The organism is Mailhella sp., assembly GCF_057866825.1.
Window position 1 is genome coordinate 1 of record NZ_DBMAHT010000021.1, and the last position, 26,782, is coordinate 26,782.

Here is a 26,782-nt window from a genome sequence, read left to right on the forward strand (position 1 = left end):
CCCCGCAAAAAAATACGGCGGAATTTTTTGAACATTCCGCCGTTCCGGTTCAGTAGTCTTCTTCCGTTATGCCGAGCTGCTTCATTTTATAGCGCAGTCCGGGGCCGGTGAGTTCCATGATTTTTGCGGCCTTGGACACGTTGCCGCCGGTTACGCGCAGCACGTTGCGTATGCAGCGCGACTCAAAGGCGTTGATCTTTTCTTTAAGAGGAACAACGCTGTTGCGGCGCACGTTGCGGTAGTCGTCCAGCAGGGGAACGTCCTCTTCCCGCACGGCCGCAGGCGCGGCTTCGGCGGCGCGTCTGCTGAGGCAGGATTCGCGGAACTGCCGGGGCAGATTGTCTTCGGTAATGACGTTGCGGCTTCCGAGCAGCGCCAGGCTGCCTTCGATGACGTGCAGAAGCTCGCGGATGTTGCCCGGCCAGGAATAGCCCCAGAACAGTTTCATGACGGAGTCGGAGACGCGCACGCCGGCGGGAGCGTCTTCGGCGCGCTGAAGAAACGACGCGATGAGCAGCGGAATGTCTTCCAGCCGCTCCCGAAGCGGCGGCACGGCAATGCCCACCACGGCGAGGCGGTAATAAAGGTCGTTGCGCAGAATGCCGCGGCTCACGGCCGTGAGCGGGGGCTCGTTCAGAATGCTGATGACCCGGACATCGACGTCCTTTTCCGAATTGGAGCCGAGGCGGCGGATTCTTTTTTCCTGAAGCACGCGCAGCAGCTTGGCCTGAAGGCCCAGCGGCATGGAATTGAGTTCATCGAGCAGCAGGGTTCCGCCGTCGGCCTTCTCAAAAAGTCCGGGCTTGTCCGCGGCGTCGGTGTAGGCGCCCTTCGAGGTGCCGAACAGTATGCCTTCCAGCAGATTTTCCGGAATGGCCGCGCAGTTGACCGCAATGAACGGATGATTCTTTCGCGGACTTGCCGAGTGAATCGCCTGCGCAAACAGTTCCTTGCCCGTGCCGTTCTCGCCCCATATCATGACCGGAACCGGACTCTTGGCGGCCACTCTGGCGTCGCTGACGGCTCCGCGCAGGGCCGGATCGTGCCCGATGATGCTCTCGAAGGTGTACCTTGTGCTGTCGCTGGCCGAGGCCGGCGCGCGGGTGTTCTGTTTGGCCTCGCCGGTAAGCAGGGCGCTGTCCACCCAGATGGTGAAGGCCAGCACGCCGTCCTTCATGCCGTGATCGAACAGCGGATAGAAGTCCGTGACGGAGGAGAAGAGGGAATTATTGATGGTCTTGTACCAGTAGGCCTTGCGCAGAAGCGGCTCGCCCCGGTACAGGCATTCCATGGTGGGAATGCGCGCCATGCCGTTGGGCACGTACAGCTCCGTAATGTGCTTGCCCACCACGCCGGACGTAGTGAAGCCGTCCACGCGCGCCTGAATCTCGTTCATGTACACGCAGATGCCTTTGCCGTCCACGATGGCCACGCCTATGCTCATATGATCCCATATGGCCCGCATGGCCGGCGTCATCACCTCGTTCATGCTGACGTCGCTGAAATTTTTGCTGTCTATGAGCATGCGGAATCCTTTGCCGGAGGCTTCTGATAAATTTTTCCCATGTATAGAAAATTTCTTTCTAAAAAGAAAGTTTTTTTTAGGTCCGAAAAAAGATTATTCCGGGTTTCGCGCGCGGCATGTTTTATAAAAATTAAATATTTCAATAAATTATTTACTTTGAGAAAAAGTTGGCACGCTTTGTGCATAGTACTCGGCAACAAGCAAGCAATTTTTTCCTGTCCCCCATAAAACATTCCTACAGGAGACCCCTCATGTCTGTCATGCAGTTCACCTCGCCTGCCCCGGTGGAAGGGCAGGGCTACGGCATCAACTGGGATACCGCCGAACAGCGCGTTCAGGAGCTGAAGGACTTCCTGATGACTGCGCCTCAGGTCATGGATCCGGAACGCCTCCGCTGCCTTCTGGACGTGTATGATGAGTTCGCCGGCGAATCCACGCTCTACATCCGTGCGAAACTGTTTGAACGCGTGCTCTTGACCAAGAAGATATTTCTGGACGGCAACCCCATCGTGGGTACGCTTACGGGCATCCGCTGCGGCGTGAATCCGTATCCTGAATGGAACGTGTCCTGGATCAAGGACGAAATGCAGCTCGCCAAGATGACCTCTCTCGGCGAAATGAAGATTCCGCAGGAGACCCAGGATCTGCTCGAAAAGGTGTACAAGAAGTGGAAGAACCGCACCTGCATTGCCCTGAACAACAAGATGTACAAGGACAAGTACGGTGTGAATCCCGCGCAGTATTCCAAGGCCGGCATGTACTACGACAACGTGAGCGTGGCTTCCGGTTCCGGCATCGCCGACTACCCCAAGGCGCTCAACAAGGGCCTGCGCTGGGTGGTGGACGATCTGAAAAAGCGCCTCCTCGACTGCCCCACCACGCTGGAAAACAAGGAAAAGCATGACCTCTACCGCGCCATGATCGTGGCTACGGAAGCCGTCATTGCCCATTCCCACCGCTATGCCGACCTTGCGGAAAAGACGGCCGAAGCCGAAACCGATCCCAAGAACAAGGCCGAACTTCTGGAAATCGCGGAAATCTGCCGTCGCGTGCCCGAATATCCCGCCCGCAACTTCCGTGAAGCCATCCAGTCCTTCTGGTTCATTCACCTCGCCATCGAAGTGGAACAGATGGCCTGCGCCACCTCCCCCGGCCGTTATGGTCAGTACATGTATCCCTTCTACAAGAAGGACATCGACGAAGGCAAGCTGACCAAGGAACAGGTCATCACCCTGCTGAAGTTCCAGTGGATCAAGCACATGGAACTCGGCGAATACCAGGGCGGCTCCTACGCCAAGACGCTTTCCGGTCACACCGGCCAGACCATCACCATCGGCGGCGTGGACGCCTACGGCCGCGACGCCAGCACCGAGCTGGAAGAACTGCTGCTGGAAACCCAGATCAGGATGCGCGGCATTCAGCCCACGCTGACCCTGCTCTATCATCCGAAGCTCAAGACTTCCTACATGAACAAGGTGGTGGACTGCATCCGCGGCGGCTCCGGTCAGCCTCAGATTCTCAACAACACCGTGGTCATCGAACGCAACCTCGCCCGCTTCTCTCAGTACGAAGGCGGCATCACGCTCGAAGACGCCCGCAACTGCGGCAACTACGGCTGCGTGTCCACGGGCATCTGCGGCATGGGCAGCTTCATCACGCAGGAAGACCAGCCCTGCCTCGCCAAGGTCGTGGAACTTCTGCTCCACAACGGCAAGGATCCCTCCACCAAGAAGGTGGTGGGCGCGGAAACCGGCGATCCTCGCGAGTTCAAGACCTTTGAAGAAGTGTACGACGCCTGCAAGGCGCAGCTCAAGCACCTGTTCACCATTTCCCGCCATCACTCCGATCTCAGCCAGATGGCCCGTCTGCAGGTGGTGCCGAGCATTTTCCGCTCGGTCATGTACCAGGGCTGCGTGGAAAAGGGCATCTGCGAAGAAGCCGGCGGCACCAAGTATCCGCAGGTGAACCCCATCATGACCGCGGGCATAGACGCCGCCAACTCGCTGCTCGCCATCAAGCATCTGGTGTTCGACACCAAGAAGCTCACCATGGAACAGCTGCTGGAAGCCCTCAACGCCAACTTTGAAGGCTATGAAGACATCCGCAAGATGTGCTTCGAGGCTCCCAAGCACGGCAACGACTATCCCGAAGTGGAAGAATTCGTGCAGCGCTTCTACCGCGACGTGGATGAAATCCACAGCTCCGTCGGCCCGGACTGCTTCGGCCACAGAACGCCTCTGGACGCCTACTCGCTCTCCTACCACAACTACTTCGGCTCGCTCATGGGCGCTCTGCCCACGGGCCGCAAGGCAGGCGTGGCCCTTACCGACGGCAGCGTGTCCGCCATGCCCGGCACCGACCATGAAGGCGTCACCGCCCTCATCAAGTCCGGCGCGGAAGCCATCGACACCGTGCGTTACGGCGCGAACCACTTCAACGTGAAGTTCCTGCCCTCCGCGCTGGAAGGCCCGCAGGGCGCGCGCAACCTCATTTCGCTCATCAAGACCTACTGCGACTACGGCGGTTCGCACATTCAGTTCAACTGCGTAAGCTCCGCCACCTTGCAGGACGCGCAGGATCATCCGCAGAACTACAAGGATCTCGTGGTTCGCGTGGCCGGATTCAGCGCCTACTTCACCCGCCTCGACCGCGGCGTGCAGAATGAAATAATCAAGCGTACCGAGTACGCCCAGTAAAACGAACGGCGGCGGAGGCATCTCCGCCGCCTTGCATAAGAGCGGAACACCGGGCGCATCCGCGCTTCGGAAAACGGAGGCCGCAGGAGGCCGCCGAACGGCACGGGCCGCCCGCGGGGAGGGGACTATGAGCAAGGGAACGGTTTACAACATTCAGCGCATGTCCACCAAGGACGGCCCCGGCATCAGAACCACCGTGTTTCTGAAAGGCTGCCCGCTCCGCTGCCTCTGGTGCAGCAATCCCGAATCCCAGAGCTTTGCCCCTCAGCTTCTGTTCTTTCAGGATCTGTGCACGGGCTGCGGAGCCTGCGAAAAGGTCTGCCCCGCGGGCGCCGTGCGCATGGAAAACGGCGTGTCCCTGCTCGATCGGGAAAAGTGCCTTTCCTGCGGAGCCTGCGCCCAGGAGTGTCCGGCCAAGGCCAGAGAAATGAGCGGCAGGGTCATGAGCGTGGACGAAGTGATCGCCGTAGTACGCAAGGACGCGCTTTTCTACGAAAATTCCGGGGGCGGCGTGACCTTCGGGGGCGGAGAGCCCACGGCGGCGGGCGAGTTTTTTCTCGATCTTGCGGAAGCCTCTCTCTATGAGGGCTGGCACGTGACCGTGGACACCTGCGGCTTCTGCCCGGAAGAACGCTTCGACAAGGCCCTCAAGCTGGCGGATCTTTTCCTTTTCGACTGCAAGCACATGGATCCTGCAAGACACCGGGAACTCACCGGGCAGGACAACGCCCTCATACTCCGCAACATGGGCGCGGCGCTGGAGTCGGGCAAGGAAGTGCGCATCCGCATGCCGCTCATGCCGGGCCTCAACGATTCGGACGAGAATCTTGAAGCCATGGCGCAGTTTTTCGGCAGGTACGGCCGTTCCGAAATAGAGATCATGCCGTGCCATGCCTTTGGAAAAAGCAAGTATCAGGCCCTCGGAAAGCCGTTGCCGCCGGTGGAACAGTACACGCCGGAAGCCCTCAGGGAAGTTCGGGAACGATTCAGAAGACACGGCCTTTCCACCGTTGTCGTGTGACAGCGCAAAATCAACAGGAGCAGCTATGTTTACCGTGACCATAGGCGACGAAATGCTGGAAAAGCTTCGCGCCATGCTGGAAGATGAAGATGAGGAAATCTGCGTGCGTCTGCGCGAATACAAAGTGGGCGGCGGATGACATTGCAAGATCGTGCTCGGTCTGGGCATGGACGAAATGGACGAAGACGAGGATGAAAAGATTCTCATCGAAGACGTCCCCTTCATCGCAGACAATGATTTTCTGACAAAGTACGGCAAGGCTTACGAGCTGAGCTTCAATGAAGACAAGCAGGTCGTGCTGACGGCTCTGAACGCTTAGGAAAGGCGTCGGGACAGGATCCGTTTTCCGGGAGGCCCGGAAGCAGGATACGGGGCGGAACCGTCGGCAGAAGTGCCTGCGCAACACGGGAGAAGACCATGTTCACAGTGACTGTCAATGAAGAAATGCTGGCGAAACTCCGTTCCATGCTGGAAGACGAGGATGAAGGAACCTGTGTGCGCCTGCGCGAATACACGCTGGGAGGCGGCTGCCGTTCCCGCATCATTCTGGGGCTCGCTCTGGAGGAAAAGGACGAGGACGAGGATGAAAGCGTGACCGTGGAAGACGTGACCTTCATTGCCGACAGCGATTTTCTGCTGAGGTACGGCCGCAAGTTCTCCCTTGGACTCAACGAAGAAAAGCAGGTTGAGGTCAAGGCGCTGGATTCCGACAACTGATACGGAACTGTTCCTGTTGAAGAGCGCCGCGAAGTGCGTTGCAGACGCATGCGGCGAAGCCAGGCCCGCTTTCCGGCAAAACCGGAAGGCGGGTTCTGCCGTGAACGGGCCGGACGACGGCAAGGGCGTGACGAAAGCCTTCGGGAATCCGGCGCGCCGCGGGAGGAGAGAAGATGGATATGGACTATGCGCGCATGCATGAGTGTCTCATGCGTTTTCTTCGCCTCATGCACGAGCCTGTGGGCATCACGTTTCTGTTCGACGAAAAGAGCGTGGAGCAGTTTCGGGCGGAGAACGAATATTGCGAGCCGGTGCGGCCGCTGACGTTTTGTCAGGCGGAGCTCGGGGCCCGCATGGAGGGGCGCACCGTGCTTCTGGACATGAAGAAGCTCTGGTGCCTCGACGCCCGTTGCTGTTTCGGCGTGGACGAAGTGAGCGACGCCGTGGTGCGCGATCTTCTGCGCTTCGGCACGGATGAAGCGCAGGTGCGCGGCTTTGTGGAGAGCAAGCCCCGCATGGAAAAAGCGCCGCTCGCCGTGGTCATGCGGCCTTTGCGCGAGCAGAAGGACATGCCGGACGTCGTGCATTTCTGCTGCGACAACATGCAGGCGTATCATCTTGTGGGCGACTGGATGGCCGTTACCGGCGTGCATCCCTTCCGCCCGTCCCTGTGCATCAATTCCGCGGTGTGCGGCGGCACGGCGTTCAGTTACATTCACGGTCAGGCCAATCTGACCCTGGCCTGCGCGGGCAGCTACAATTCCGGCAAGATGGAGCGCGGGGAAGTCAACGTGATGATTCCCGGCTCTCACATCCGCGCCGTGGTGGAACGCATGGCCGACCGCGTGGAAAGAACGGGCGGCGTGTCCATCACGCGTTCGGGCCATCCCTTCCCCGGAGCGGACATCTGCCAGAACTGCCCGCTTATCGTGTTCAAGAAGCGGGAGCCGTCGGGACAGGTGTCCTGACGCGGATTTCGGAAAAAGAACAAAGGCCGTTTTCCTCGGGGAAAACGGCCTTTTTAATGGATGACGCCGGAAGATTGCCGGGCGCGGAGCGCGGGAACGCATCGCATAAAAGAGCGATGTCACGGCCCTGCCTTGGCGGGCGCGCGGAGCACTGCCGTTGATGCGACCGACGGCGCGGGCCTGACGGCCTGCACAAACGAGCGAAGCTCTGGGCGCGTTTTCAGAACAGGCTCAGCTGACTTGCCGTGGTTTTGGTGTGGCGCGTCAGCCTGACGGCGTGGAAGTGCGAGAGCGGCAGCAGCGGCGAGGGCGGAAGCGCAAGCTTGTGCCCGTAGAGGGTGCGGCTTGCCGCGGAGGACAGAAAAACCGCTTCCGAGGCGCGGGTGATGCCCACGTAGAGCAGCCTTTCCTCTTCTTCCACGGGGGGCGGCGTGAAGTCGTCGCTTTTGCCGAGCAGCGCGCCCACGCCGCGGAAGGGCAGCAGGCCGTCTTCCGCGCCGGGAATGAACACCACTTTGAATTCCAGGCCCTTGGAGGCGTGCATGGTCATGAGCTGCACATATTCCGCCTGCCCCTTCACCATGTCGATTTCCCGGCGGAACGACACGAAGTCCAGAAGCCCCGGCCAGCCGCCGTGTTCCTTCCATGCCTGGCGGAGGCGCTTGAACGCCGCAGATTCGCTGAACAGCGGCGCAAAGCGTTCGGGGCAGCGGGCCACCACGGCGTCCGGGCCCTCGGCCCACGTTTCGGCGGGCACCTCGTCGAGCGCGTCTTCCTTGCGAACTTCATCGGTCGGCGCGGCGGAAGCCATGGCCGCCAGCAGGGGAAAGCGGTCGGCGTCGAGAAAGGCGGCTTCCTTGCGGGAGTGTTCCTCCTGTTGGTGGAAGCGCGCCGCGGCCTGAAGCAGGGCGTCGGCGCTCTCGTCGGTCCAGAAGGCGTCGGCTTCGGGCGCGGAGCAGGGAATGCCCCGGCGTTCCAGCGCCGCGCGGATGGGAGGAATGAGCGCCTTGATGCGGCAGAGCACGGCGATTTCTCCCGGGCTGCAGGAACCGGAATCGAGATGGCAGCCCGCGAGCGTTTCGTGCAGGTCGGCCTGCTGATGGGATGTGCCGCCGATGAGGTAGGCAATGCGGTCGGCAATCCAGGCGGCTTCCCGTTCGGCGGTCGGCGCGCCCATCCACTGGAGCGTGGCCGAGGTTCCGGTGACGGAGGAGAGTTCCCCGCAGGCGCCGTGCCCGGCCAGGGCGTCGTGTCCGGCCGCGAGAATGGCGGCCGCGGAACGGTGACTTTCGGTGAGGCCCAGCACGCTCAGCTGCGGCCAGCGGTTGCGGAGCGCTTCTTCAATGCCTGCATCCGCGCCGCGGAAACCGTAGATGGACTGATCCGGGTCGCCGATGCCGAAGAATCCCGAGCCGTCCGCCGGGGTCAGCGCTTCCACGAGCGCCTTCTGCAGCGGCGAGAGGTCCTGCACTTCGTCCACGAGAATGTGCTTCCAGGGCTTGGCCGCGCCGTAGTTCCGGCTTCTGAGTTCGGCAAGCCACGTTTCCGGCAGATCGGTGTAGTCGGCAAGATTCCTTTCTTTTTTCCATTGCCGGTAGCGTTCGGCCAGGGGCGCAAGTTCCCTTGGAACGTTCAGCGTTTCGCGGCCGAGCTCCAGCTGGTCGTAGAGGCGCGAGGCGTCCTTCTTGTCGAGCGTGGGATTGGCCGAGGCAAAGGCCTTGCGCGCGCCTTCTTCGGAGAGCACCACCGGAGCCTCGCCGGGCCAGTGCCTGAGGGCCAGCGCGTGCAGGGTGTCGGCTTCCGGCAGCGGGGTGTTTTCTTCGCCGCCCATGGCGGCGGCAAGGCGCGAGCGCATTTCTTCGGCCGCGCGGCGCGTGAAGGTGATGGCCACGATGTCCGAAGCCGGAGTGCCGGAGCGAAGCAGCCGCACGAGCCTGCCCACGAGCGTTCTTGTCTTGCCCGCGCCCGGGCCCGCCAGCACCAGCACGGGGCCGGGACCGGCCTCCAGCGCTTCGCGCTGTATGGGGCTGAAGGATTCCGGGGAAAAGTCGGGACGATTGTCGGCGCTTTTTTTGCAGCTTTTGCCGTCAGTCGGCGGCGTGTCGGCGTTCAGATTTTTTTTTTGAGCCCTGCTTTTTTTCAGGGGCGCGCGACGGGCGGCGGGCACGCGTTCCAGCAGGGAGGGGGCGTTTTCCTCATCCTCAAACAGGCGGATGGTGCCGTATTCGCCGTCGTAGCCTGCGTGGCGGATGACCTTGCCCGCCCTCATGCGGGACACGGCTTCGCCGAGCTCCGGCCAGGCGTGACGCAGATCGTGTTCCGGCGTGTCCTGCAGAATGGTCATTTCCGAACCGAAACGTTCCAGCAGATCGGCGTACTTTTCCTGCACCTTCCGGGTCTTCGAGCCGCAGTGCAATATTTCGCCGAGCACTTCCGGCAGCGGAATGAGCGACTGAAAATCCTTGCCCGGGCAGGGCGGTTCGGTGCGGTCGGAAAGCTCCAGCACGCGGTGCAGCACGCCCACGGTGAGAGGCTTGCCGCACACGGGGCAGATGTTGTTCAGCTTCATGCATTCCGCAGGTTCGAGCACCACGCCGCAGGCGCGATGGCCGTCGAGATGGTACTTGCCTTCCTCGGGGAAGAATTCCAGCGTTCCGGCGTAGGTCGTGTCGCCGCTCTTCTGATGCAGCGCGTCGAAGATGCCGTCGTAGGAAATGGCTCCGTCAAAGAGCGTGGCCTCGCGCGCGAGGTTCTCGCCCGAATGCGCGTCGGAACTCGACACCATGAGGAGTCTGTCGAGATGGCTCCAGCAGCGGTTCATGTCCGGGTCGGAGGAAAGGCCGGTTTCCGCCGCAAAAATATGGGGAGCGAGGTCTTCAAAGCATTCGTCCAGACTGTCGAAGCCGGACTTGGAGCCGAAGAGCGCGAACCACGGCGTCCAGATGTGGGCGGGAATCATGTAGGCGCGGGGAATGTCCAGCACCATGGAAAGCAGGTCCTTGACGTCCAGACCGAGAATGGGACGCCCGTCGGACTTCAGATTGCCTATGGCTTCCAGCTTTTCGCAGAGCCTGTCGGCGGACTCGAAATCCGGCACATAGACCAGGCTGTGTATCTTGCGCACCGCTCCGTTCTTCTTGTAGATAGAACTGATTTCCGCTTCCAGCATGAAGCGGGGTTCCCGCGGTTCCATGCCGGCGAGGTGGGGAATTTCGCGGGCCAGATCTTCGCGGGAAAGGGGCGTTTTCAGGCGGAAGAGGCCGCTTTCTTCGTCGAGTTCGAGGGCGTCGCGCAGTTCCTGCCGCCAGACGGGATGCGTGAAGTCGCCCGTGGCCAGCACGTCGATGCCCTTGACTCCGGCCCATGCCGCCAGATGGGGAAGTGTGAGACGCGAACTTGTGGCTCGGGAAAAACGGGAATGGATGTGCAGGTCGGCTCGGAACATGGATGACTCGCGGCGGAAGAAGGTAGGAAGAACGCTGTCGGCAGTCGGACAGTTGACCTGTTATAGCGGGAACGGGCACGTTGCGCAATGACGGGAAAGGGGGAATGCGGCATGAGCGCGGAAGAAATACGAACCATGAATGCGGCGTTTCCCGCCGGACTGGAACAGCCGGAGGGAAGTTTCCGCTTCAGCGGCGACGCGCTGCTGCTGGCCGATTTTGCTCTGGAACTTCCTCTGCCGGAAGGCGCGTGCTTTGCCGACCTCGGCACGGGCTGCGGCGTGGCGGCGCTTGCCGTGCTGCGGAAGGCGGCGTCGTGGAAGGGCGTGGGGCTGGACATTCAGCCGGCCCTTGCGGCCGCGGCCGGGCGCAACGCCTCCCGCCTCGGACTTGCGGAGCGCTTTTGCGCGCTTTTGGGCGACGTGGCGTCTTCTTCCGATCTTCGGGCGGCGCGGCTTGCGCTGACCGGGGAGACCGGCGCGCCGAACGGCGTTCTGCCGCTTTTTGACGCCGTCATCTGCAATCCTCCGTGGCGGCGCGAGGGCGCGGGACGTCTTCCGCCCTCGGACATGCGCCGCACCGCGCTTTTCGGCACGGCGGAAACGTTTCCTTCCTTTTTCGGCGCGGCGGACGCGCTTTTGAAAAGCGGCGGACGCCTTGCCGCCGTGAGCGGCGCGGAGCGCACGGCGGACATGCTGGCGGCATTGCCTGCGCGGCTGCACCCGGAGAGGCTGCGTTTCGTGTTCACGAGGCGCGACGCTCCGGCCGTCTTTGTGCTGCTTGAGGCGCGAAAGAACGGCAGGGCGGCCCTTCGCGTGGACAGGCTTGAGCTGTAGTGCAAGCGCTGCCGGAAACGCGCATGCTGCGGCAGATCTGCGGCGCTCGCTGCCGTGCGGCGGCATTTGTCTGCTCCCGCCTTTCTGCGCGCTGCTCCGGCGATGCCGCGGCCCCTTGAGCGGATAAAAAGGCCGCGTCCTTCGGCAGGGAGGACGCGGCGCATGATAATTTTTCGGAAACGGTATGTTTTCCGTTTATTTCGGTTATAGTTCAGCGTTCCGACCAGAGCAGACGCTTGTTCTTCACGTTCAGGCGTCCGAGGGGCAGTCCGTTCCAGCGCAGCAGCGCCACGCGATCCTTCGCGGACACCGAGGACGGCGCGGGCAGGCTCTGGCCCTGCAGCAGGCCTGAAATGACGCGCAGTCCTTCCGCGCCTTCGAGATCCACGTGGGCGCACGGGCCTTCGATGCGCACGCGCGGGGAGAGGCGCACATCGCCGTTCTTGCCCGCCTTGCCCATGTACAGGCCCTGCCAGTGCAGTGAATCGGGAAGGGTGGCGAGAGCCGGGACGGGCAGCGCGTGCAGGCTTCCGCCGAAAAGTCCTATTTCGGCGTGGACGAAGCGCGGGTCGAGCCCCTGTTCGCGCAGCTGCTGCTCGCTGAGCACTTCGGCCTGCACGGGATTGTCCGTATAGGGCAGCGGCCCGGAGCTCTGACCGGGCTTGCGGAGCCGGGCCACGAAAAAGCCCTGCGTGTCGCCCATTTTCGGGGAAAGGCACCACACGCCTTCGCAGCCCTGCGGCGGCTGGAGGTCGAAGCCCGGCACGTCGCCGAGCGGTTCGAGTTCGAGGCCGAGTTCCTCCCGGGCGAAGAGCACCTGCTTTTCGTTTTCCTCCACGTCGGTGGTGCAGGTGGAATACACCACCACGCCGCCGGGACGCAGCAGCCTTTCCGCTTCGCGCAGCAGATCCTTCTGCAGACGGATGAGCGGGGCGACCTTGTCGTCCTTCCAGATGTCCATGACGCGGGGATTCTTTTCCACGGTGCCCCAGCCGGAACAGGGGGGATCGAGCTGAATGTAGTCCCACGAGGCGTCGGGCAGGGGCAGATGTTCGCCGCTCTGGCAGCAGGTCGCGGTCTGGATGAGACCCATGACGTGCAGATTGCGGCGCAGATTGGCAAGACGCACCGGGGAAGGTTCGTTGCCGAGCACGAGGCCGTGCGGCCCCACCAGCCACGCAAGCTGACTGGTCTTGCTGCCGGGGCTTGAACACATGTCCAGCACCGACGCGCCCTTCGGCGGATTGAGCGCAATGGGCGGCAGCATGGAGGCTCTGTCCTGAATGTAGATGAGGCCGAAGAACCCGGCGAGACTGTTGCCCAGCGGCCCGGGCCCCTCCACAAGACGCCGCGCGGGCGGGAAAAAGGCGTCGGGCTCGAAACGGAAACCCTGCAGGCGGAGCATGTCCTCGACAACGGGAATGTCGTCCGTGGAGCAGGTAAAGCGGAAGGAACGGCGTGCGGTGGTCGTCATGTCTGTGAAACTGCTGTTAATGGTGTGGTTGTTACAAAAAGGCCGGCGTCGTGCTGTTGCCGTTTGGGGCGAGAAAGTGTAGAGTCCCTTGCAAATCCTTTAAGGAGTCTTTTATGTCCAGACGTTTTCTGCCCGCCATATGGGCATTTACCCTTCTGTTCCTGATGATGCAAGTGCCCGCAATGGCGGCCACCTACGTGGTGGCGCCGTTTTCGGTGTCCGGCGCGCAGGGCTATTCCTACCTGGGGCAGGCCGTTCCGTCCATGCTGACTTCACGCCTCTACCTGCAGGGGCAGTTTGAACCGTCCAGCCGTCAGGATGCGGCACTGAAGGAAAAGGCTCCCGCTTCCAAGGATGCCGCCTCCGCCATGGCCCGCAAGTTCGGGGCCGATTACGTCATCTGGGGCAGCATCACGGTCATGGGCGATCAGGCCAGCCTCGACGTGAGCGCGCTTTCGCCCAACGGCAAGGTGTGGAAGGAAGCCGCCACGAGCCCGGTGAACGCGCTCATCGGCGGCCTGCAGAACGTGGCCGACAGCATCAACATTGAAGTGTTCGGCCGTACCGACGTGATCCGTGCCGGTGCCTCCGCCGGTTCCCCCAGCAGCGCCTTTCTCATGAACGAAAGCCGCGGCCGCGTGCAGGACGGCGCGTATCTCAATCCTTCGCTGCGCTACCAGGGCACCGAAGACGACAGAGCGCAGATCCGCAGCCAGATGCTCGGCTTTGAATGCCTCGGCATGGAAGTGGGCGACATCAACGGCGACGGCAAGAACGAAATTCTGCTGCTCAACGACAATTCCCTGAACGCCTACGTGTGGCAGAACGGCAACAAGCTCGTGGAAATCGGCGAATACCGTCTGCCTTCCTCCATGAAGCCCGTGCTGGTGCGCACCTTTGTTCAGGACAAGAAAAACTACATCATTCTCACCGGCTACAGCAAGAGCGACACCGCGGCCTATTCCCAGGTGCTGCAGTTTGCGAACGGCAGGTTCAGCGTGGTGGCGCGCAACGTGCGCCGCTATCTGAACGTGGTCAAGATTCCTCCGCTTTACGCGTCCACGCTCATCATGCAGGACAGCGACCGCAGCAAGGTGGTCAGCGGCGCGGTGTACGAAGGCCGTATTTCCGGCGACGACGTGGTGCGCGGCGGCAAGCTCTCCAACCTGCCCAAGCAGGCCACGGTGTTCAACTTCGCCTGGATTCCCGCCGACAAGGGCAAGCGCGGCGACCATCTGGCGCTCATTGCCGAAAACGAAACGCTCGTCACCTACGATGCGCGCGGCAACCGCGTGGCCGGCACGGAAGACACCTACAGCGGCAGCTCCGTGTACGTGGAAGGCGACCGCGGCATAGGCGCACTCTCCTCGAGCGGCGAAAGCTCCGACGTGGTGCTCTACTACGTGCCCATGCGCATGCCCGTGGTGGATCTCGACCACGACGGCCGTTACGAACTCATTGCCAACAAGCCCGTCACCACGGCCGGCAAGCTGTTCTCCAACTACCGCACCTATCCGCAGGGCGAAATTCACGCCATGCTCTGGAACGGCATGGGCATGGAACTTCTGTGGAAGACCCGCCGCATCAAGGGCACGGTGTGCGACGTGGCCGTGATGGACGCGAACAACAACGGCAAGCTCGACCTGATAGTGGCCGTGAACTCCTACGCCGGCCTCACCACGGGCATCAAGACCCGCTGCGCCGTGTACCTGTATCCGCTGGATACGACCAAGGTCAACGCGAAGCCCAATTATCAGGAATAATTTCTTCAGGTCATTCGGGGGTATCATGTCTGACAGGAACGAGTCGCCCATATTGCCGGAAGTGACGTTTTCCACCTTTGTGCTGTCTCTGGCCTCTTCCGCGCTGGTGCATCTCGGCGAGGTGCCCAACCCGGAAACCGGAAGCACCACCCGCAACGAGGCCCTGGCCCGCAACGCCATCGACGTGCTCACCATGCTCGACGACAAAACGCGCAACGGTCTCACGCCCGAGGAAAGCAAGCTCATGCGCGACGTGCTTTATGAACTGCGCATGAAGTTCGTGGCCCGTTCCTGAATTCCCCCTCACCATCAGCGGGCCGGATATTCCGGCCCTTTTTTTGGAGTATTGCCATGCTGCGTGCCGGACTGGTCGGCGTAACCGGGTACACCGGGATGGAACTGTCCCGTATTCTGGCCTCCCATCCTTCCATCAGACTGACCGCCGCCACGTCCCGGCAGGACGCGGGCAAGCGGCTCGACACCGTGTATCCCTTCCTTCAGGGGCTTCCCGGCGGCGACGTCGTGCTCATGGAGCCGGAAGTGAAGGCTCTCGCCGAACAGTGCGACGTGGTCTTTCTCGCCGTGCCCCACGGCGTGGCCATGGAAATAGGCGCGGATCTCTACGACGCGGGCGTGAAGGTCGTGGATCTGTCCGCAGACTTTCGCCTGCGCGACGCAGACGTGTATGAAGCCTGGTACAAGCCGCACACCCGCAAGGAATATCTGGCCCGCGCGGTGTACGGTCTGCCGGAAATCTACGGCGACAAGGTGCGCGACGCCAGGCTGGTGGCCAATCCCGGCTGCTATCCCACGGCGTCCATACTCGGCCTGTACGCGGCCCTGAAAAACGGCCTCGTCCGCACCGACGACATCATCATCGACGCCAAGTCCGGCACCACCGGCGCAGGCCGCAAGGCCGTGGTCACGTCCCTGTACTGCGAAGTGGCCGATTCCTTCCGCCCCTACAACATCGGCGGCAAGCATCGTCATACCCCGGAAATCGAACAGGAACTCTCCGTGGCGGCGGGCACGCCCGTGACGGTGTCGTTCAATCCGCATCTTCTGCCCATCAGCCGCGGCATCCTGGCCACCATCTACACGAAGCTGTCCACGCCGCTTTCCCAGGCCGACGTGCAGGCCCTCTACGAGGACTTCTGGAAGAACAGCCCCTGGGTGCGCGTGATGCCCGCAGGCAAGCTGCCGGAAACGCGCAACGTGCGCGGCACCATGTTCTGCGACATCGCCGTGACCGTGGACGAACGCACCGGACGACTCATCATTACCTCGGCCATCGACAACCTCTGCCGTGGCGCGTCCGGTCAGGCCGTGGCCAATGCGAACCTCATGTTCGGCCTTCCCGTGAACACGGGACTGAACTTCGCGCCGCTGGTTCCGTAGCGCGGAAACATTGCTGAAAAAAGGGCGACGGCTCCGGCTGCCGCCCTTTTTTTGCGGCGTTTTTTTTTGGGGGGGGGAGAAGAGATGCGCAGGGCTTGCTCGCGGGGGCGGCGCTTGCGCGGGATCGGCGTGACCGGGCTGTGGGGCCGGACGCCTCAGAAGAGCGGGTTTGCGAAGGCGTGTATTTCAACCATGCTGTCAGTGAGCCCGCCCGACTCAGAAAAACGGTGCGAAGGCGTGCGATGGGCGATGTTTCGAATTTCGGGCGCTGTCCGCGTTTCCCTTCGGCGGAAGCGCGGAGCGATCGAGAGAAAGGCCGGGCAGAATGTGAAAAGTCGGCGGCGCTGGAGGAACGCCACCGACTTTCACGGCAGGGGAAAAAGACCGTTACAGCACGGAATTGGGAAGGATGCTGGGGAAGAAGAATTCGGCAATGGGCACGCCTACGAGCATGAGCACGGCGAAGTTGATGGCCAGGAAGCATGCGGCATAGGCATAAGGCCGCAGTCCCGGAGCCCACACGGCGTTGGAGTAGAGCATGGCCGCGGGGTTGCTGCCGGAAGGCGTAAGGATGCCGATGTTCAGGGCGGCGATGCAGCACATGCATACGAGCGCCGGATTGATGTTTGCCGCCACGGCCACGCTGTAGGCGATGGGAATGTAGATGGCAGTGCAGCCGAGGTTGTTCAGGAACTGGGACATCAGGCTGGCCATGGCCACCAGAAGCATGAGAATGACCACGGTGCTCTGGCCGGAGGTCAGCGGCGTGACCAGATCCACGAACCACTGACAGATGCCGCTGGCGTCGTTGGACATGACGCCGGCAATGCCGATGGCGGAGAAGTTCACGAGCAGGGCGTCGTAGCGCACGCTGGAGGCGATGGTCTTGCGCATGGATTCGTTCTGCACGAAGTCGAAGGCGAAGAAGATGGCGCACATGAGGGCGGCGCAGCCGGTGTTGCCGAGCTTCTTGAAGAACTTGGTGAGTTCCCAGTGCGAGGGCAGCAGGGAGGGGATCATCATCATGACGATGAACAGGAAGAACCAGAGAAGCACGATCTTCTGATAGGTGGTGAGACGCAGCTCTTCGGGATTGAAGTACACCTTGGCGTTATAGATCTTGCTCACGTCCGGCCTGAGCACGAAGCGCATGAAGGCCAGCGCCAGCACGACGATCATGGAGTCCACGATGAGGGACCAGGCAAAATACTGGGGGAAGTCGATGACGTCGCCGCCGCTGAGCTGGGAATACGCGCCGAGGGCCACCACGGGAAGCGACTTGAAGGGGAAGATGGAGGCGGTGACGCTGCCGAAGAACGGAATGGCCACCATGACCATGGTTGCCCAGTGTTCGCCGGGCTTGATGCCGTACACTTCGCAGATGCTGTAGAAAATGGCCCACACGACCAGCACGCCCGGGGACACGCCGATGAAGAGGGTGAGAGTCATGATGGCGGCGAGAATGCAGAAGGTCATGACCCAGGGGCGTCCGCGGCCGATGGGAAGACTGCAGATGTGAAGGGCTATCCAGCGGGAGACGCCCGCCTTGTCGATGACGCCCGTAATGATGAACACGAAGAACACGAGCAGGGCGCTGCTGTTGCCGAAGCACATCTTGAGCACGTTGTTCACGCTGGCGTAGCCCGAGAGACCCACGGCGAGAATGCCCAGAACGCTGGGCCAGGCAAGGTCGAGCGTCAGCCAGCCGAAGGCCATGCCTATGTAGATGCATATGATCCTTGCTCCGAGATCGGTCATGGCTCCGGTGCCGGACACCAGCTCGGGAGCGCCGAACATGCAGAACAGAACGATGGCGAAACACAACCATTTGGAAGGCGTCAGATTGGACAGGCGGAGGGAGGACATAGAGGCACTCCTTGCAGAGGGGAAGGCGGTGTGCGGAGGAAGCTTTTCGGACGGGATGCCGTAAGTGGCGGGCGCTTGCGGCATCCCGCTGATATCAGACGGTGGCGCCGGCGTCCCAGCCGGTGCGGACGGCATTGACGATGTCGGAGGCGCGCACGCAGTCGCCTATGTTGATGACGTCAAAGGCCGTGTCGCGGAAGGAATCACGCAGGTCGGCCAGAGAGCGGGTGCCCGTGCAGATGATGAAGCTGTCGGCTTCAATGGTCTGCAAGCCTTCGGCCGTGCGCACGTTGAGGTGGTCGGGTTCGATGCTCTCCACCGTGGCGTCCACCATGGCGGTGACGTTGTTCTTCTTCATGAATTCCATGATGTGCATGCGTTCGCTGATCTGCGCCGTGGCGGCGAGATAGTGTCCGAGTTCCACCACGGTGACGTCGTGTCCCTGGCCTGCGAGGTCAATGGAAAGTTCGCAGCCCACAAGGCCGCCGCCCACGATGGCCACGCGCTTGCCGAGCAGCTCGTAGTGGCCGAACACGTCCCAGGACATGAACACGTTTTTGCCGTCGATGCCGGGAATGCGGGGCACGATCTGTTCCGCGCCCACGGCGATGATGGCCACGTCGGGGTCTATTTCGGAAATCAGCTTCGGGGTGGCTTCGGTGTTCATCAGAATATGCACGCCGGACTTGTGAACCTGCCGGATGAGGTATTCGCGGAAGGCCTTCATTTCCTGCTTGAACCACATGCCGTCGGAGAACAGCGCCTGACCGCCGAGCTTGTCGCTCTTTTCGTAGAGCGTGACGTCGTGGCCGCGTTCGGCCGCGGTGAAGGCGGCCTGCATGCCGGCAATGCCGCCGCCGACAACGACGACCTTGCGCTTTCTGGAAGGCATGGGAATGAGGTGCTTCTTGGTGATGCCCTGATACCAGAGCGGATTGACGGCGCACTGTCTGTCGTAGGTGGAGTCCTTGCGGATGTTCACTTCCGTGGTGAGGGCGCCGCGCTTGGAGCCGTCGAGGCAGAAGTCGCAGCGCAGGCAGGGGCGGATGTCCTCAAGGCGTCCTTCACGTATCTTGTTGACGAAGTCGCTGTCGGTCAGGGCCTGACGCGCCGTGAGCACGTAGTCGGCCTTGCCTTCTTCGAGCAGCCTTTCGGCGAGATCGGGATCGTGAATGCTGCCCACCACGCCCACGGGAATCTTGACGCCGGCCTTCTTGGCGAGTTCGCTGGCTCTGGCGTTGTGCGCTCTTTCAAGGAAGTGCGTGGGATGCATCTTCGGACGGCTGGAGGCATCGAGGCGGGTGCCGCAGGTCATGTGCAGCATATCCGCTTCTTCGGAAAGGATGAGGGCCTGTTCCGCGGCGTCTTCCGGGGTGATGCCGCCTTCCATCATGTCGGAGCCGTTCATGCGCACTTCGATGACCAGATCGTTGCCCACTTCCTGACGGATGCGCTTCATGATCATGAGCGGGTACCGGCAGCGGTTTTCCACGCTGCCGCCGAATTCGTCGGTGCGGTGGTTGGTGAGCGGCGAGAGGAAGTTGTTCATGAGCCAGCCGTGACCGTAGTGCAGCGTAATGGCGTCGAAGCCGGCTCTTTTGACCATGAACGCGGCGTGCGCGTACATCTGCGCCACGTCCTCCATGTCCTTGTCGTCCATTTCCTTGACCTGACGGCCGTTGTACACGAAGGCGCTCGCGCTCATGATGGTGCGGCCGGGGCCGGGGGTCATGCAGCAGCCGGCGTGATAGATTTCACAGGAGCTGCGCGCGCTGTAGGCATGCACCACGCGCTGAAGCTTATGCATGTTCATGAAGGCGTGGTACTGCTCGTCGATGGAATAGGTGCGGGGATGACCGCCGTCCTTGGGCACTTCGATGGGCAGGCATATCTGCGCAAAGCCGCCGCGGGCAAAACTGCTGTAGTATTCTTCGCCTATGATGTTGATGAGGCCGTTGGCGTCCGTGCCGAGCGCCATGCCCATGGGAGCCTGGAAAATTCTGTTCTTGTATTCGACCTTGTTCTTGCCGACGATGAGCGGGGTGAAAAGAAGAGGATATTTTTCCTTGTACAGAGGTTTCATGAGCGGCCTCCTGAAAAGTTTTAATGATCGGGGACTTGTTAATGGATATAAGAGAATTGTGATTTTTTGCATAATCGATTTTTTTTGGAGGCGTTCAAAAAAAAACAGGAGGCGGAAATGGCAGAATAGTATTTGTGCCGAAAAGAACGCAATGTCTCCGTCATTTTTTGGAGGCCGAACGGGAAAAGTCCCGGAGCAAGGCCCGCGTTGACAGAAAAATATTTTGCAATCATAGTTAATAGCAGGAATTTTTAAAATATTTTCCGAGGTGCGGTGCGGCTTATGAAGATAGACCATCTCCTGTATTTTTACGAAACGTCGCGCAGAAAGTCGTTGAACGAATCGTCAAAGTATCTTCATCTTTCGCAGCAGTCGCTGAGTGCGTCCATTCGTTCACTTGAAGAGGAACTGGGCGTACAGCTTTTTCGCAGGACCAACAACGGCATACTGATTACCGATGTCGGAAAAAAGGCGCTTGAGCATATCGAAGTCATTATAGAGGAATACAGAAATCTGCTTGCCCTGAAAAATTCCGGTGAAGAGACGTGCGATCCCGTGATTATTCTGGCGCAGAGAAGTCTGAGCAAGATATTTCTGTCGCCCGAGCTCATCGAGTATGTCAAAACATCGAAGCTCATCATTCATTCAGGAGCCGTGGAGGACAAGGTTCTCGATGCGGAATGCGACGGAAACGACAGTCGCCTGTGCCTGATGTTTTATCCGAAGGAGATGCTTTCGCTCATCGTGCGCAAGGCGGAGGAGAACGGAAAAAGAATCCTTTCTATTGCGTCGGGAAGCATTTCTCTGTTCGTCAATTCCAGGCTTCCGCTGTCGAAAAAGAAACATGTGCTTCTGAGCGATCTGGACGGGCTTTCGTTTGCCACGTCAGGCAGAGCGCTCAGAAGAATTTACGACTACAATAACATATTCATGCAGAAGGCTTCCATAAAGAAAAGCGTGGTCTTTCCCGACAGACAGACGCTTTTCGACGCCATTGCCAAATCGCAGAACATCTACACGGTGTCCCTGCGGCTCGATGCCTTCGACAATCTGCTCATCAGGCAGAAAGTCATAACCGCGCGGGAAATAGACGACGTATCCATTCCGCTGGTGTTCTGTCTGGTCATTCCCTCGAACAGAAAGCTGAACGCCCTGGAAGAGGAGATAGTGGCGCTGGTGAAAAAGCAGTTTGCTCAGATGGAGAGCTCATCCATTCTTTAGATTTTCCAGGCAAAGCGCGTGGAAGAACCGCGGAAAGCGCAGCGGCGGGGCAGACCGTCGGAGTGCATTTCGCGGTTTGGTGTTTTTCTGGGGAAAAAAGAGATTCGCAGGGCCTTACGCGCGGGGGCGGTGAAGAACTTGCGCGGGATCGGCGTGACCGGGCTGTGCATCCGGCTGCCTCAGAAGAGCGGGGCGCGCGAATGCGTGTATTTCAACAATGTTGTCAGTGTGGCCGCCGAATTAGAAAAAAGGGGACGCGAAGGCGTGTCTCTGGGCGACCTCCCGCCGATCTTCCTTGCCCGTGTTCATGCGTCCGTCGGCACGAACGGGAGCGCCCGCAAGGGCCTGCCGGGCGTCGGTCGGAGGTTCCGGCGTCCGGGCGTTTTGCGTCGTCTGTCTTGAGCTCTGTTAGCGGGAGCGTTCCGGCACCGCATCATGTGAAAATATCCCCAATAAGGATCTCGGTCGAATGCGCAGGGAAGGCGCTCAGGCAGAGAATGATGCCCTTTCGGGCAGCCCCTTGGAAAAGTTTTCTATGAGGTATTCCCAGAACAGTCTTTCCACCAGCGAGATTTCCGGCGTGCGGATGGCCACGATGGGGGCGCTGTGGTTGATTTCCTTCAAAGGAATGCTTCTGGCCACCATCATGCCTTTCCGCACGCGGTAGTCGTGCTGGAACATGGTGCCGGCCTGAATGAACACGGCTTCGTTGCGGATGACGAGATCGAGGATGTCGTCTCTGTTGGCCAGACGGTATTCTCCGCCGAAATACGGCGCATAGCGCGAGGAAACGTGATCCGAGCTGTGCGAGTAGTAGGCGATGCGCAGGCTTTTCAGGTCTTCGGGCGTCAGTTCGGCCTTGGCCGCCAGCGGATGCCCGGCGCCTATGAACATTTTTCGTTCGTCGGCATAGAGGGGGACGATTTCGCAGCCCATGCCGCGCGCCTGTTCGCGGATTTTAAGCCCCATGCATACCAGCGTGACCGCAATGTTGGAGCGTCCGCTCCTGAGGTCGGCAATGATGTCCACATTGGGCACGTTGCGCACGAAGACGTTGATTTTCGGATGCAGCTTCTTGAAGGGCAACACGATGCCGCTCGTCAGATGAAAGGAGAGCAGCGGCTGCGCGCATACGGCCAGCGATCCTCCGGCCTCCACATCCTTGCCTCTGGCCTGAATATTCTGCGCGAGTTCCAGAATGGCGCGCGCGTCGCGATAGGTGAGGCGACCGAGCGGGGTGAGGCTCACGCCGCTGTTGCCGCGCTTGAGAAGAGGACTGCCCAGTTCGTTTTCGAGGCTTCTCACCGCCGCCGAAACCGCAGGCTGGGAAATGCCCAGGCGCTGCGCTGCCGCGCTGATGGCTCCGGCGTTGGCGGCGGCCACAAAATACTCCAGCTGTTCCAGTCGCATTCCTTCCCTCCCTTGTCTTGACGCGTGCCGTGTTCAGATCCGCCTTCCGGGCAGGCGTCACGCCGACTCCCGTTATTATCTTAGCCCTCCTTTTACCTGTCAGGCAAGATTCTTTCTCCCATAATTCAAACTGATATCCAGCCATTGATAATTAATATTTTTCTTTTCTCCAGTTTTCTTTATTAATCTTAATCAATAAGAGAGCGCTGTTCTTAGATGTGCATTTACGGCCTTTACAGCAGTTTAATTATCCTTTTGATTTACTGCTGTTTTTTTACAACTACCCATGTGAATAAAATTTTTTTCGCATAAAATGACAGGGAGACGTCATTTTGGCGGAATGTTAATGGGATGGAGGTAGGACATGAGTTTTGCACTGACAAAGAATGAACCGAAATTCTATGTCAATCTTGCGATTATGATTCTCATTATGGTGGGATTTCGGTTTATTACGCCTCCTGGAGGAATGACCGCAGACGGACTTGCGGTTGTCGGCGTCTTTTTCGGAGTTCTTTACGGATGGCTTTTCATCGACATGATCTGGCCTTCCTTCATGGGACTTGTCGTTCTCGGCATGACGCTTCCGCAACCCATGGATGCCGTGCTCGGGGGCGCGTTCGGCAACAATACCTATCTGCTCCTGCTCTTTTTCTGCATGGTGGCGAGCATCATCAACGCAGCCGGCATTGCCGAATATGTGGCCCGGCGCATCATCTGCGTTCCCGTGGTGGTCGGAAGGCCGTGGGTGCTCGTGTTCATGCTCTGCATCGCCATGTGCGCTCTGGCCACCATGCTGACCATGACCGCCGCCGTGCTCGTCGCGTTCCCGCTCATCAAGGAAGTGTGCAGGCAGTACGGCTACAAGCCCGGCGACTCCTTCCCCATGATTCTGCTGCTCGCCATGCTGTACGTCGCCGACATCGCGTACATGATGCTGCCCTTCAAGAGCCTCCCCGCCATCGTGTTCGGCATTTACGGACAGATGAGCGGCGGTCAGGAAATCAATCTCGCCGCGTATGTGGGCGTCACCGGTCTGCTTCTTCTGCTCTCCATCTTCTTCGTCATCTTCATCTGCAAGTACGTGCTCAAGGCGGACGTGACTCCCATTCTGGAAAACCGCGAATGCATGCACTTCGACGAACAGCTCTCTCCCTACCAGAAGACCATTCTGTGGTCGTTCCTCGGCCTCATCGTTCTGCTGCTTCTGCCCAACATTCTGCCCGGAAGCTGGGCGCTTTCCAAGTTCCTCAAGGCCATGGGCAACAACGGCATTCTGCTGGCCTACATCGGCGTCTACCTCATGCTGAACTTCAAGGAAGGCATCGGCCTGAAGGAGATCATGCACAAGTCCGTGGCGTGGCCCGCCCTCTTCCTCGTCGCGGCCGTGCTCAGAATCACCGGCGCGTTTGAAGCCACCGGCGTGACCAAGTTCATCGCAGACACCTGCGAACCCATGCTGGCCGGCTTCAGCGGCAACCTGCTGGTCTTCATCGTCGTATGCACCACCACCCTGTGCACCCAGCTCACCAACAACAACGCCTGCGCCGCCACCTTCGCCCCCATCGCCTACACCCTGGCCGTGGCCAACGGCACCGTCGATCCTCAGGCTCTGCTCTCCTGCGTCATTCTCTCCTGCACCCTCGGCATCGCCACTCCCGCCGCGGCCACCACGTCCGCCATCCTCTACGGCGACACGGAATGGGTCCATCAGAGAACCGTCATCAAGTACGCAAGCTTCTTCTGGATATTCAATATCCTGCTTCTCTCCTTCGTCGGTTATCCGCTGATGACCATCGCTTTCTAAAGGCTCTCCCCTGAAAAGGCGTTCCGGTTCTGCCGGAACGCCTTTGTGTTCTCCGGGCCATCGCTGTCTCATGAGGCAATGGCCCGGATTTTTATTGTCTGAAAAAGGGAACATGCTGCCCGGGGCGACGGTCCGGCCGTCAGGCGACGCGGCGATTTTCCCGGGCTTTTCGGGAATGAGGGCCGAGGTGTTTGCCGTGTTTGGACGTGCGTCGGAGCCCCCAAGGCGCGGAATCCGACATGCGGAATCCGGCGTCGGACTTTGTTCTGCGGGTGGCTGTTCCGAACGCGCGTCGGCTGCGCAGACCGGGATGCCTTGCAGCAGGCGAAATGACGGGGACGTCGGCGGGCGTGCGGGAACAGTTTTTTACGCTCACCTTTTCAGACACGCTTGGTGTGCGTCGCGAGCGCGGGGAGAAGGGCAGCAAGGACCTTTTTGAGTGTCTGAAAGGGCGGGGCGCGGCCTTGTGTCGAAGATAAGGAGATTGGCGAGCGCATGCGCGGGTGCGCAAATGTTGCCGGTCATCGGCAGCATGGCGGGGAAAAGAGTTTGACGACGGCAAGGGGCGCGGCGGATTCCGCGACGACGGAAGGGGGCCCGGCGTTCGCATGGCAGGCTTTTTGATTGCGGGGAGGGGCGGCAGCCGCGGCTGCCGGGCTTCGTAGAATATGCGCGCTTCATGTGAAACGGGGAAGAAGTCCGCACTTCTTCCCCGTTCGTTGCTCGACAGGCGGCTCTTCGGCGCTCAGGCGCGCGAAGTTCTGATTTTTCGGCAGGAGTCAGAGGTTGCAGGAGAAATTTTCGATGAGATAATCCCAGAACAGCTGTTCGATGGGCGAAAGTTCCGGGGCGTGCAGGGCAAAGACGTCGGCCCTGCTGTCCACTTCGGTGAGGGGAATGCGCTTTTCCACAAGAAGCTTTTCCATGACGCGGTAGTCGTGGCGGAAAAGGTGACAGGGCTGGATGAACACGGCCTCGTTCTTGATGACGAGATCGAGAATGTCTTCCTTGTTGGCAAGGCGGTAGGTCGTGCCGAAGAAGGGCACGTAGAATCGGGAAATCTGATCCCGCACGTCGGAGTAGTAGGCCAGATTCAGGCTCTTGAGGTCCTCGCGGGTAAGTTCCTTCTTGGCGGCCAGGGGATGGCTGGAGCCGATGAACAGCCGCCGCTCGTCGGTAAACAGATGCTGCTCGTCCCAGTTCATGTCGCGTATCTGTTCGATGAGGCGGGCGTTGCCGGAAAGCGTGGTGAGCGCGATGTCGGCGCTGGTGCTCGTGAGCTTGCCTATGATGTCGTAGTGCTGAGCGCTGTGGACGAAAATGGTGATTTTGGGATAGCGCTTCTGGAACGGAACGATGATGTTGGGCGTGATGTAGCAGCTGATGATGGGCGTGCAGGCGAGGTGTATTTCGCCTTCCGGCTCCTGATCGTGGTATTGCGTGTACCATCCGCTGATGACGTTGAGAATGCCGACGGCGTCGTCGTGAATTTTTTCTCCTTCGGAGGTAAGAAAAATGCCTCTGTTGGTGCGCTTGAACAGGGCGACGCCGAGTTCCGTTTCCAGACTCTTGACGGAAGCGGAAAGAGCCGGTTGAGAGATGTGCAGCGTTTCTGCCGCCTTGCTGATGGATTGCAGTCGGGTGATTTCAATAAGGTGACTCAGTTGCTCCAGACGCATGGCGCTCTCCTTTTCCGGGTTCGGGACCGTGCGGCTCCGGTGCGGTAAAAATGCCCGGGCATGATACATTGCCGGAATGTTTTCTGCAACCTGCGCAGAGAGTTAAGACGTGCGGGGGCGGAAGAAGGGGGCTCTTCTTCCGCCCCCGCAGTCGGGGAAGAGTATTGTCGTTTTTTTACAGAGTGAGGCCTGCGTCGAAGCCGGTATGCACGGCGTGCACGATGCTGGAAGCCTTGACGCAGTCGCCCACGCAGATCACGTCGAAGGCCACGTCCTTGAACTGATCGCGTTCCTTGGCGAGCGGCTTGGTGCCCACGGAGATGATGACGGTGTCGGCTTCAATGAACTGTCTGCCGTCGGCGTTTTCCACCCACACGCCCTTGTCGGTGATTTCCTGGCAGGTGGTGTTCACCATGGTTTTGACGTGGTTCTTTTCCAGGTGAATCATGTAGGCGGTGCGTTCGGTGAGTTCCGTCTTGGAGGCGAGGTGTTCGGCCATTTCCACGATGGTGCATTCGTGGCCGAGGCCGTTCAGATGGATGCCGAGCTCCACGCCGATGGCGCCGCCGCCGATGATGGCCACCTTCTTGCCCACCTTGTCTTCATGACCGAACACGTCGAAGGACATGACGGCCTTTTCTACGCCGGGAATGCGGGGCACGATCTGTTCCGCGCCCACGGCCACGATGACGGCGTCGAAGTCGTTTTCTTCAATGATTTCGCGGGTGGCTTCGGTGTTGTACACCACGGTGATGGCCGGACGCTTCTTGACCTGGCGTTCCAGATATTCGTGGAACAGCTTCATTTCCTTCTTGAACCACATGGGATCGGAAAGCAGGGCCTGTCCGCCGAGGCGGTCGGTCTTTTCGTAGAGCACC

General features: G+C 60.3%; 19 protein-coding genes. 11 read left to right on the top strand and 8 right to left on the bottom strand.

From position 1 onward, the window contains the following. Positions 1–49 precede the first annotated feature (49 nt). Entirely contained in the window at positions 50–1,525 is a 1,476-nt protein-coding gene (locus ACZM96_RS03785; protein ID WP_489487459.1) for a sigma-54 interaction domain-containing protein, read from the bottom strand. Positions 1,526–1,776: 251 nt separating this feature from the next. Between ACZM96_RS03785 and ACZM96_RS03790 the strand changes: the two genes are divergently transcribed. The 5 genes from ACZM96_RS03790 to ACZM96_RS03810 all read left to right on the top strand — a co-directional run bounded on the left by ACZM96_RS03790 (position 1,777) and on the right by ACZM96_RS03810 (position 6,927). Beyond that, entirely contained in the window at positions 1,777–4,221 is a 2,445-nt protein-coding gene (locus ACZM96_RS03790; protein ID WP_489487461.1) for a glycyl radical protein, read from the top strand. A gap of 127 nt (positions 4,222–4,348) precedes the next feature. Further along, positions 4,349–5,242, top strand: a complete 894-nt coding sequence (locus ACZM96_RS03795) for a glycyl-radical enzyme activating protein (protein WP_294484246.1) — start codon at positions 4,349–4,351, stop codon at positions 5,240–5,242. 151 nt (positions 5,243–5,393) lie between these two features. After that, positions 5,394–5,561 (top strand): hypothetical protein, encoded by a 168-nt coding sequence (locus ACZM96_RS03800; protein ID WP_294484244.1) that lies wholly within the window; start codon positions 5,394–5,396, stop codon positions 5,559–5,561. Between the two features lie 98 nt (positions 5,562–5,659). Then, a complete protein-coding gene (locus tag ACZM96_RS03805) occupies positions 5,660–5,959 on the top strand; it encodes an ErpA-related iron-sulfur cluster insertion protein (RefSeq protein WP_294484241.1) in 300 nt (99 codons plus the stop codon). Positions 5,960–6,132: 173 nt separating this feature from the next. Beyond that, positions 6,133–6,927 (top strand): DUF169 domain-containing protein, encoded by a 795-nt coding sequence (locus tag ACZM96_RS03810; protein WP_489487464.1) that lies wholly within the window; start codon positions 6,133–6,135, stop codon positions 6,925–6,927. 220 nt (positions 6,928–7,147) lie between these two features. Here ACZM96_RS03810 and ACZM96_RS03815 read toward each other — a convergent pair whose 3' ends face one another. Next, positions 7,148–10,372 carry a UvrD-helicase domain-containing protein gene (locus ACZM96_RS03815; RefSeq protein WP_489487466.1) on the bottom strand — a complete coding sequence of 1,075 codons (3,225 nt, stop codon included), beginning with the start codon at positions 10,370–10,372 and terminating at the stop codon, positions 7,148–7,150. 111 nt (positions 10,373–10,483) lie between these two features. Here ACZM96_RS03815 and ACZM96_RS03820 point away from each other — a divergent pair, with 111 nt between their 5' ends. Next, positions 10,484–11,206 (top strand): tRNA1(Val) (adenine(37)-N6)-methyltransferase, encoded by a 723-nt coding sequence (locus ACZM96_RS03820; RefSeq protein ID WP_489487468.1) that lies wholly within the window; start codon positions 10,484–10,486, stop codon positions 11,204–11,206. Positions 11,207–11,417: 211 nt separating this feature from the next. On the opposite strand, the gene ACZM96_RS03825 is transcribed toward ACZM96_RS03820, so the two are convergent. Next, positions 11,418–12,680, bottom strand: coding sequence for a methyltransferase domain-containing protein (locus ACZM96_RS03825; protein WP_489487470.1), 1,263 nt, complete (start codon positions 12,678–12,680; stop codon positions 11,418–11,420). Positions 12,681–12,793: 113 nt separating this feature from the next. Between ACZM96_RS03825 and ACZM96_RS03830 the strand changes: the two genes are divergently transcribed. Genes ACZM96_RS03830 through argC form a run of 3 tightly spaced genes read left to right on the top strand, consistent with a single transcriptional unit; the run spans position 12,794 to position 15,841 of the window. Continuing rightward, positions 12,794–14,443 carry an FG-GAP repeat domain-containing protein gene (locus tag ACZM96_RS03830; protein WP_489487471.1) on the top strand — a complete coding sequence of 550 codons (1,650 nt, stop codon included), beginning with the start codon at positions 12,794–12,796 and terminating at the stop codon, positions 14,441–14,443. Between the two features lie 25 nt (positions 14,444–14,468). Continuing rightward, positions 14,469–14,738 carry a DUF1844 domain-containing protein gene (locus tag ACZM96_RS03835; protein ID WP_489487473.1) on the top strand — a complete coding sequence of 90 codons (270 nt, stop codon included), beginning with the start codon at positions 14,469–14,471 and terminating at the stop codon, positions 14,736–14,738. Positions 14,739–14,788: 50 nt separating this feature from the next. Then, the gene (gene argC, locus ACZM96_RS03840) at positions 14,789–15,841 is read left to right on the top strand and encodes an N-acetyl-gamma-glutamyl-phosphate reductase (protein ID WP_489487485.1); all 1,053 of its coding nucleotides are present in this window, start codon (positions 14,789–14,791) and stop codon (positions 15,839–15,841) included. Positions 15,842–16,228: 387 nt separating this feature from the next. Here the strand turns inward: argC and ACZM96_RS03845 are convergent, their stop codons facing one another. Together ACZM96_RS03845 and ACZM96_RS03850 are read right to left on the bottom strand one after the other, a co-directional pair. After that, entirely contained in the window at positions 16,229–17,707 is a 1,479-nt protein-coding gene (locus tag ACZM96_RS03845) for an SLC13 family permease (RefSeq protein ID WP_489487475.1), read from the bottom strand. Between the two features lie 94 nt (positions 17,708–17,801). Further along, complete coding sequence (locus ACZM96_RS03850) at positions 17,802–19,790, bottom strand: FAD-dependent oxidoreductase (RefSeq protein WP_489487476.1); 1,989 nt, start codon at positions 19,788–19,790, stop codon at positions 17,802–17,804. 282 nt (positions 19,791–20,072) lie between these two features. On the opposite strand from ACZM96_RS03850, the gene ACZM96_RS03855 reads away from it, so the two are divergent. Beyond that, positions 20,073–21,011, top strand: a complete 939-nt coding sequence (locus ACZM96_RS03855) for a LysR family transcriptional regulator (RefSeq protein ID WP_489487478.1) — start codon at positions 20,073–20,075, stop codon at positions 21,009–21,011. Positions 21,012–21,497: 486 nt separating this feature from the next. Here the strand turns inward: ACZM96_RS03855 and ACZM96_RS03860 are convergent, their stop codons facing one another. Beyond that, on the bottom strand, positions 21,498–22,421 hold the full coding sequence (locus tag ACZM96_RS03860; RefSeq protein ID WP_489487479.1) for a LysR family transcriptional regulator: 924 nt from the start codon (positions 22,419–22,421) through the stop codon (positions 21,498–21,500). A 364-nt stretch (positions 22,422–22,785) separates the two neighbouring features. On the opposite strand from ACZM96_RS03860, the gene ACZM96_RS03865 reads away from it, so the two are divergent. Continuing rightward, positions 22,786–24,225, top strand: coding sequence for an SLC13 family permease (locus tag ACZM96_RS03865; RefSeq protein WP_489487480.1), 1,440 nt, complete (start codon positions 22,786–22,788; stop codon positions 24,223–24,225). Between the two features lie 779 nt (positions 24,226–25,004). Here ACZM96_RS03865 and ACZM96_RS03870 read toward each other — a convergent pair. Both ACZM96_RS03870 and ACZM96_RS03875 read right to left on the bottom strand, forming a co-directional pair. Next, on the bottom strand, positions 25,005–25,904 hold the full coding sequence (locus ACZM96_RS03870) for a LysR family transcriptional regulator (protein ID WP_489487481.1): 900 nt from the start codon (positions 25,902–25,904) through the stop codon (positions 25,005–25,007). A 175-nt stretch (positions 25,905–26,079) separates the two neighbouring features. Then, positions 26,080–26,782: FAD-dependent oxidoreductase (locus ACZM96_RS03875; RefSeq protein WP_489487483.1), on the bottom strand; the 703-nt coding region annotated here is incomplete at its 5' end.

Excerpts from the sequence above, each read along its gene's own strand:
- ACZM96_RS03785 (WP_489487459.1), bottom strand. The coding sequence starts at position 1,525 with ATGCTCATAGACAGCAAAAATTTCAGCGACGTCAGCATGAACGAGGTG.
- ACZM96_RS03790 (WP_489487461.1), top strand. The coding sequence starts at position 1,777 with ATGTCTGTCATGCAGTTCACCTCGCCTGCCCCGGTGGAAGGGCAGGGC.
- ACZM96_RS03795 (WP_294484246.1), top strand. The coding sequence starts at position 4,349 with ATGAGCAAGGGAACGGTTTACAACATTCAGCGCATGTCCACCAAGGAC.
- ACZM96_RS03805 (WP_294484241.1), top strand. The coding sequence starts at position 5,660 with ATGTTCACAGTGACTGTCAATGAAGAAATGCTGGCGAAACTCCGTTCC.
- ACZM96_RS03810 (WP_489487464.1), top strand. The coding sequence starts at position 6,133 with ATGGATATGGACTATGCGCGCATGCATGAGTGTCTCATGCGTTTTCTT.
- ACZM96_RS03815 (WP_489487466.1), bottom strand. The coding sequence starts at position 10,372 with ATGTTCCGAGCCGACCTGCACATCCATTCCCGTTTTTCCCGAGCCACA.
- ACZM96_RS03820 (WP_489487468.1), top strand. The coding sequence starts at position 10,484 with ATGAGCGCGGAAGAAATACGAACCATGAATGCGGCGTTTCCCGCCGGA.
- ACZM96_RS03825 (WP_489487470.1), bottom strand. The coding sequence starts at position 12,680 with ATGACGACCACCGCACGCCGTTCCTTCCGCTTTACCTGCTCCACGGAC.
- ACZM96_RS03830 (WP_489487471.1), top strand. The coding sequence starts at position 12,794 with ATGTCCAGACGTTTTCTGCCCGCCATATGGGCATTTACCCTTCTGTTC.
- ACZM96_RS03835 (WP_489487473.1), top strand. The coding sequence starts at position 14,469 with ATGTCTGACAGGAACGAGTCGCCCATATTGCCGGAAGTGACGTTTTCC.
- ACZM96_RS03845 (WP_489487475.1), bottom strand. The coding sequence starts at position 17,707 with ATGTCCTCCCTCCGCCTGTCCAATCTGACGCCTTCCAAATGGTTGTGT.
- ACZM96_RS03850 (WP_489487476.1), bottom strand. The coding sequence starts at position 19,790 with ATGAAACCTCTGTACAAGGAAAAATATCCTCTTCTTTTCACCCCGCTC.
- ACZM96_RS03855 (WP_489487478.1), top strand. The coding sequence starts at position 20,073 with ATGAAGATAGACCATCTCCTGTATTTTTACGAAACGTCGCGCAGAAAG.
- ACZM96_RS03860 (WP_489487479.1), bottom strand. The coding sequence starts at position 22,421 with ATGCGACTGGAACAGCTGGAGTATTTTGTGGCCGCCGCCAACGCCGGA.
- ACZM96_RS03865 (WP_489487480.1), top strand. The coding sequence starts at position 22,786 with ATGAGTTTTGCACTGACAAAGAATGAACCGAAATTCTATGTCAATCTT.
- ACZM96_RS03870 (WP_489487481.1), bottom strand. The coding sequence starts at position 25,904 with ATGCGTCTGGAGCAACTGAGTCACCTTATTGAAATCACCCGACTGCAA.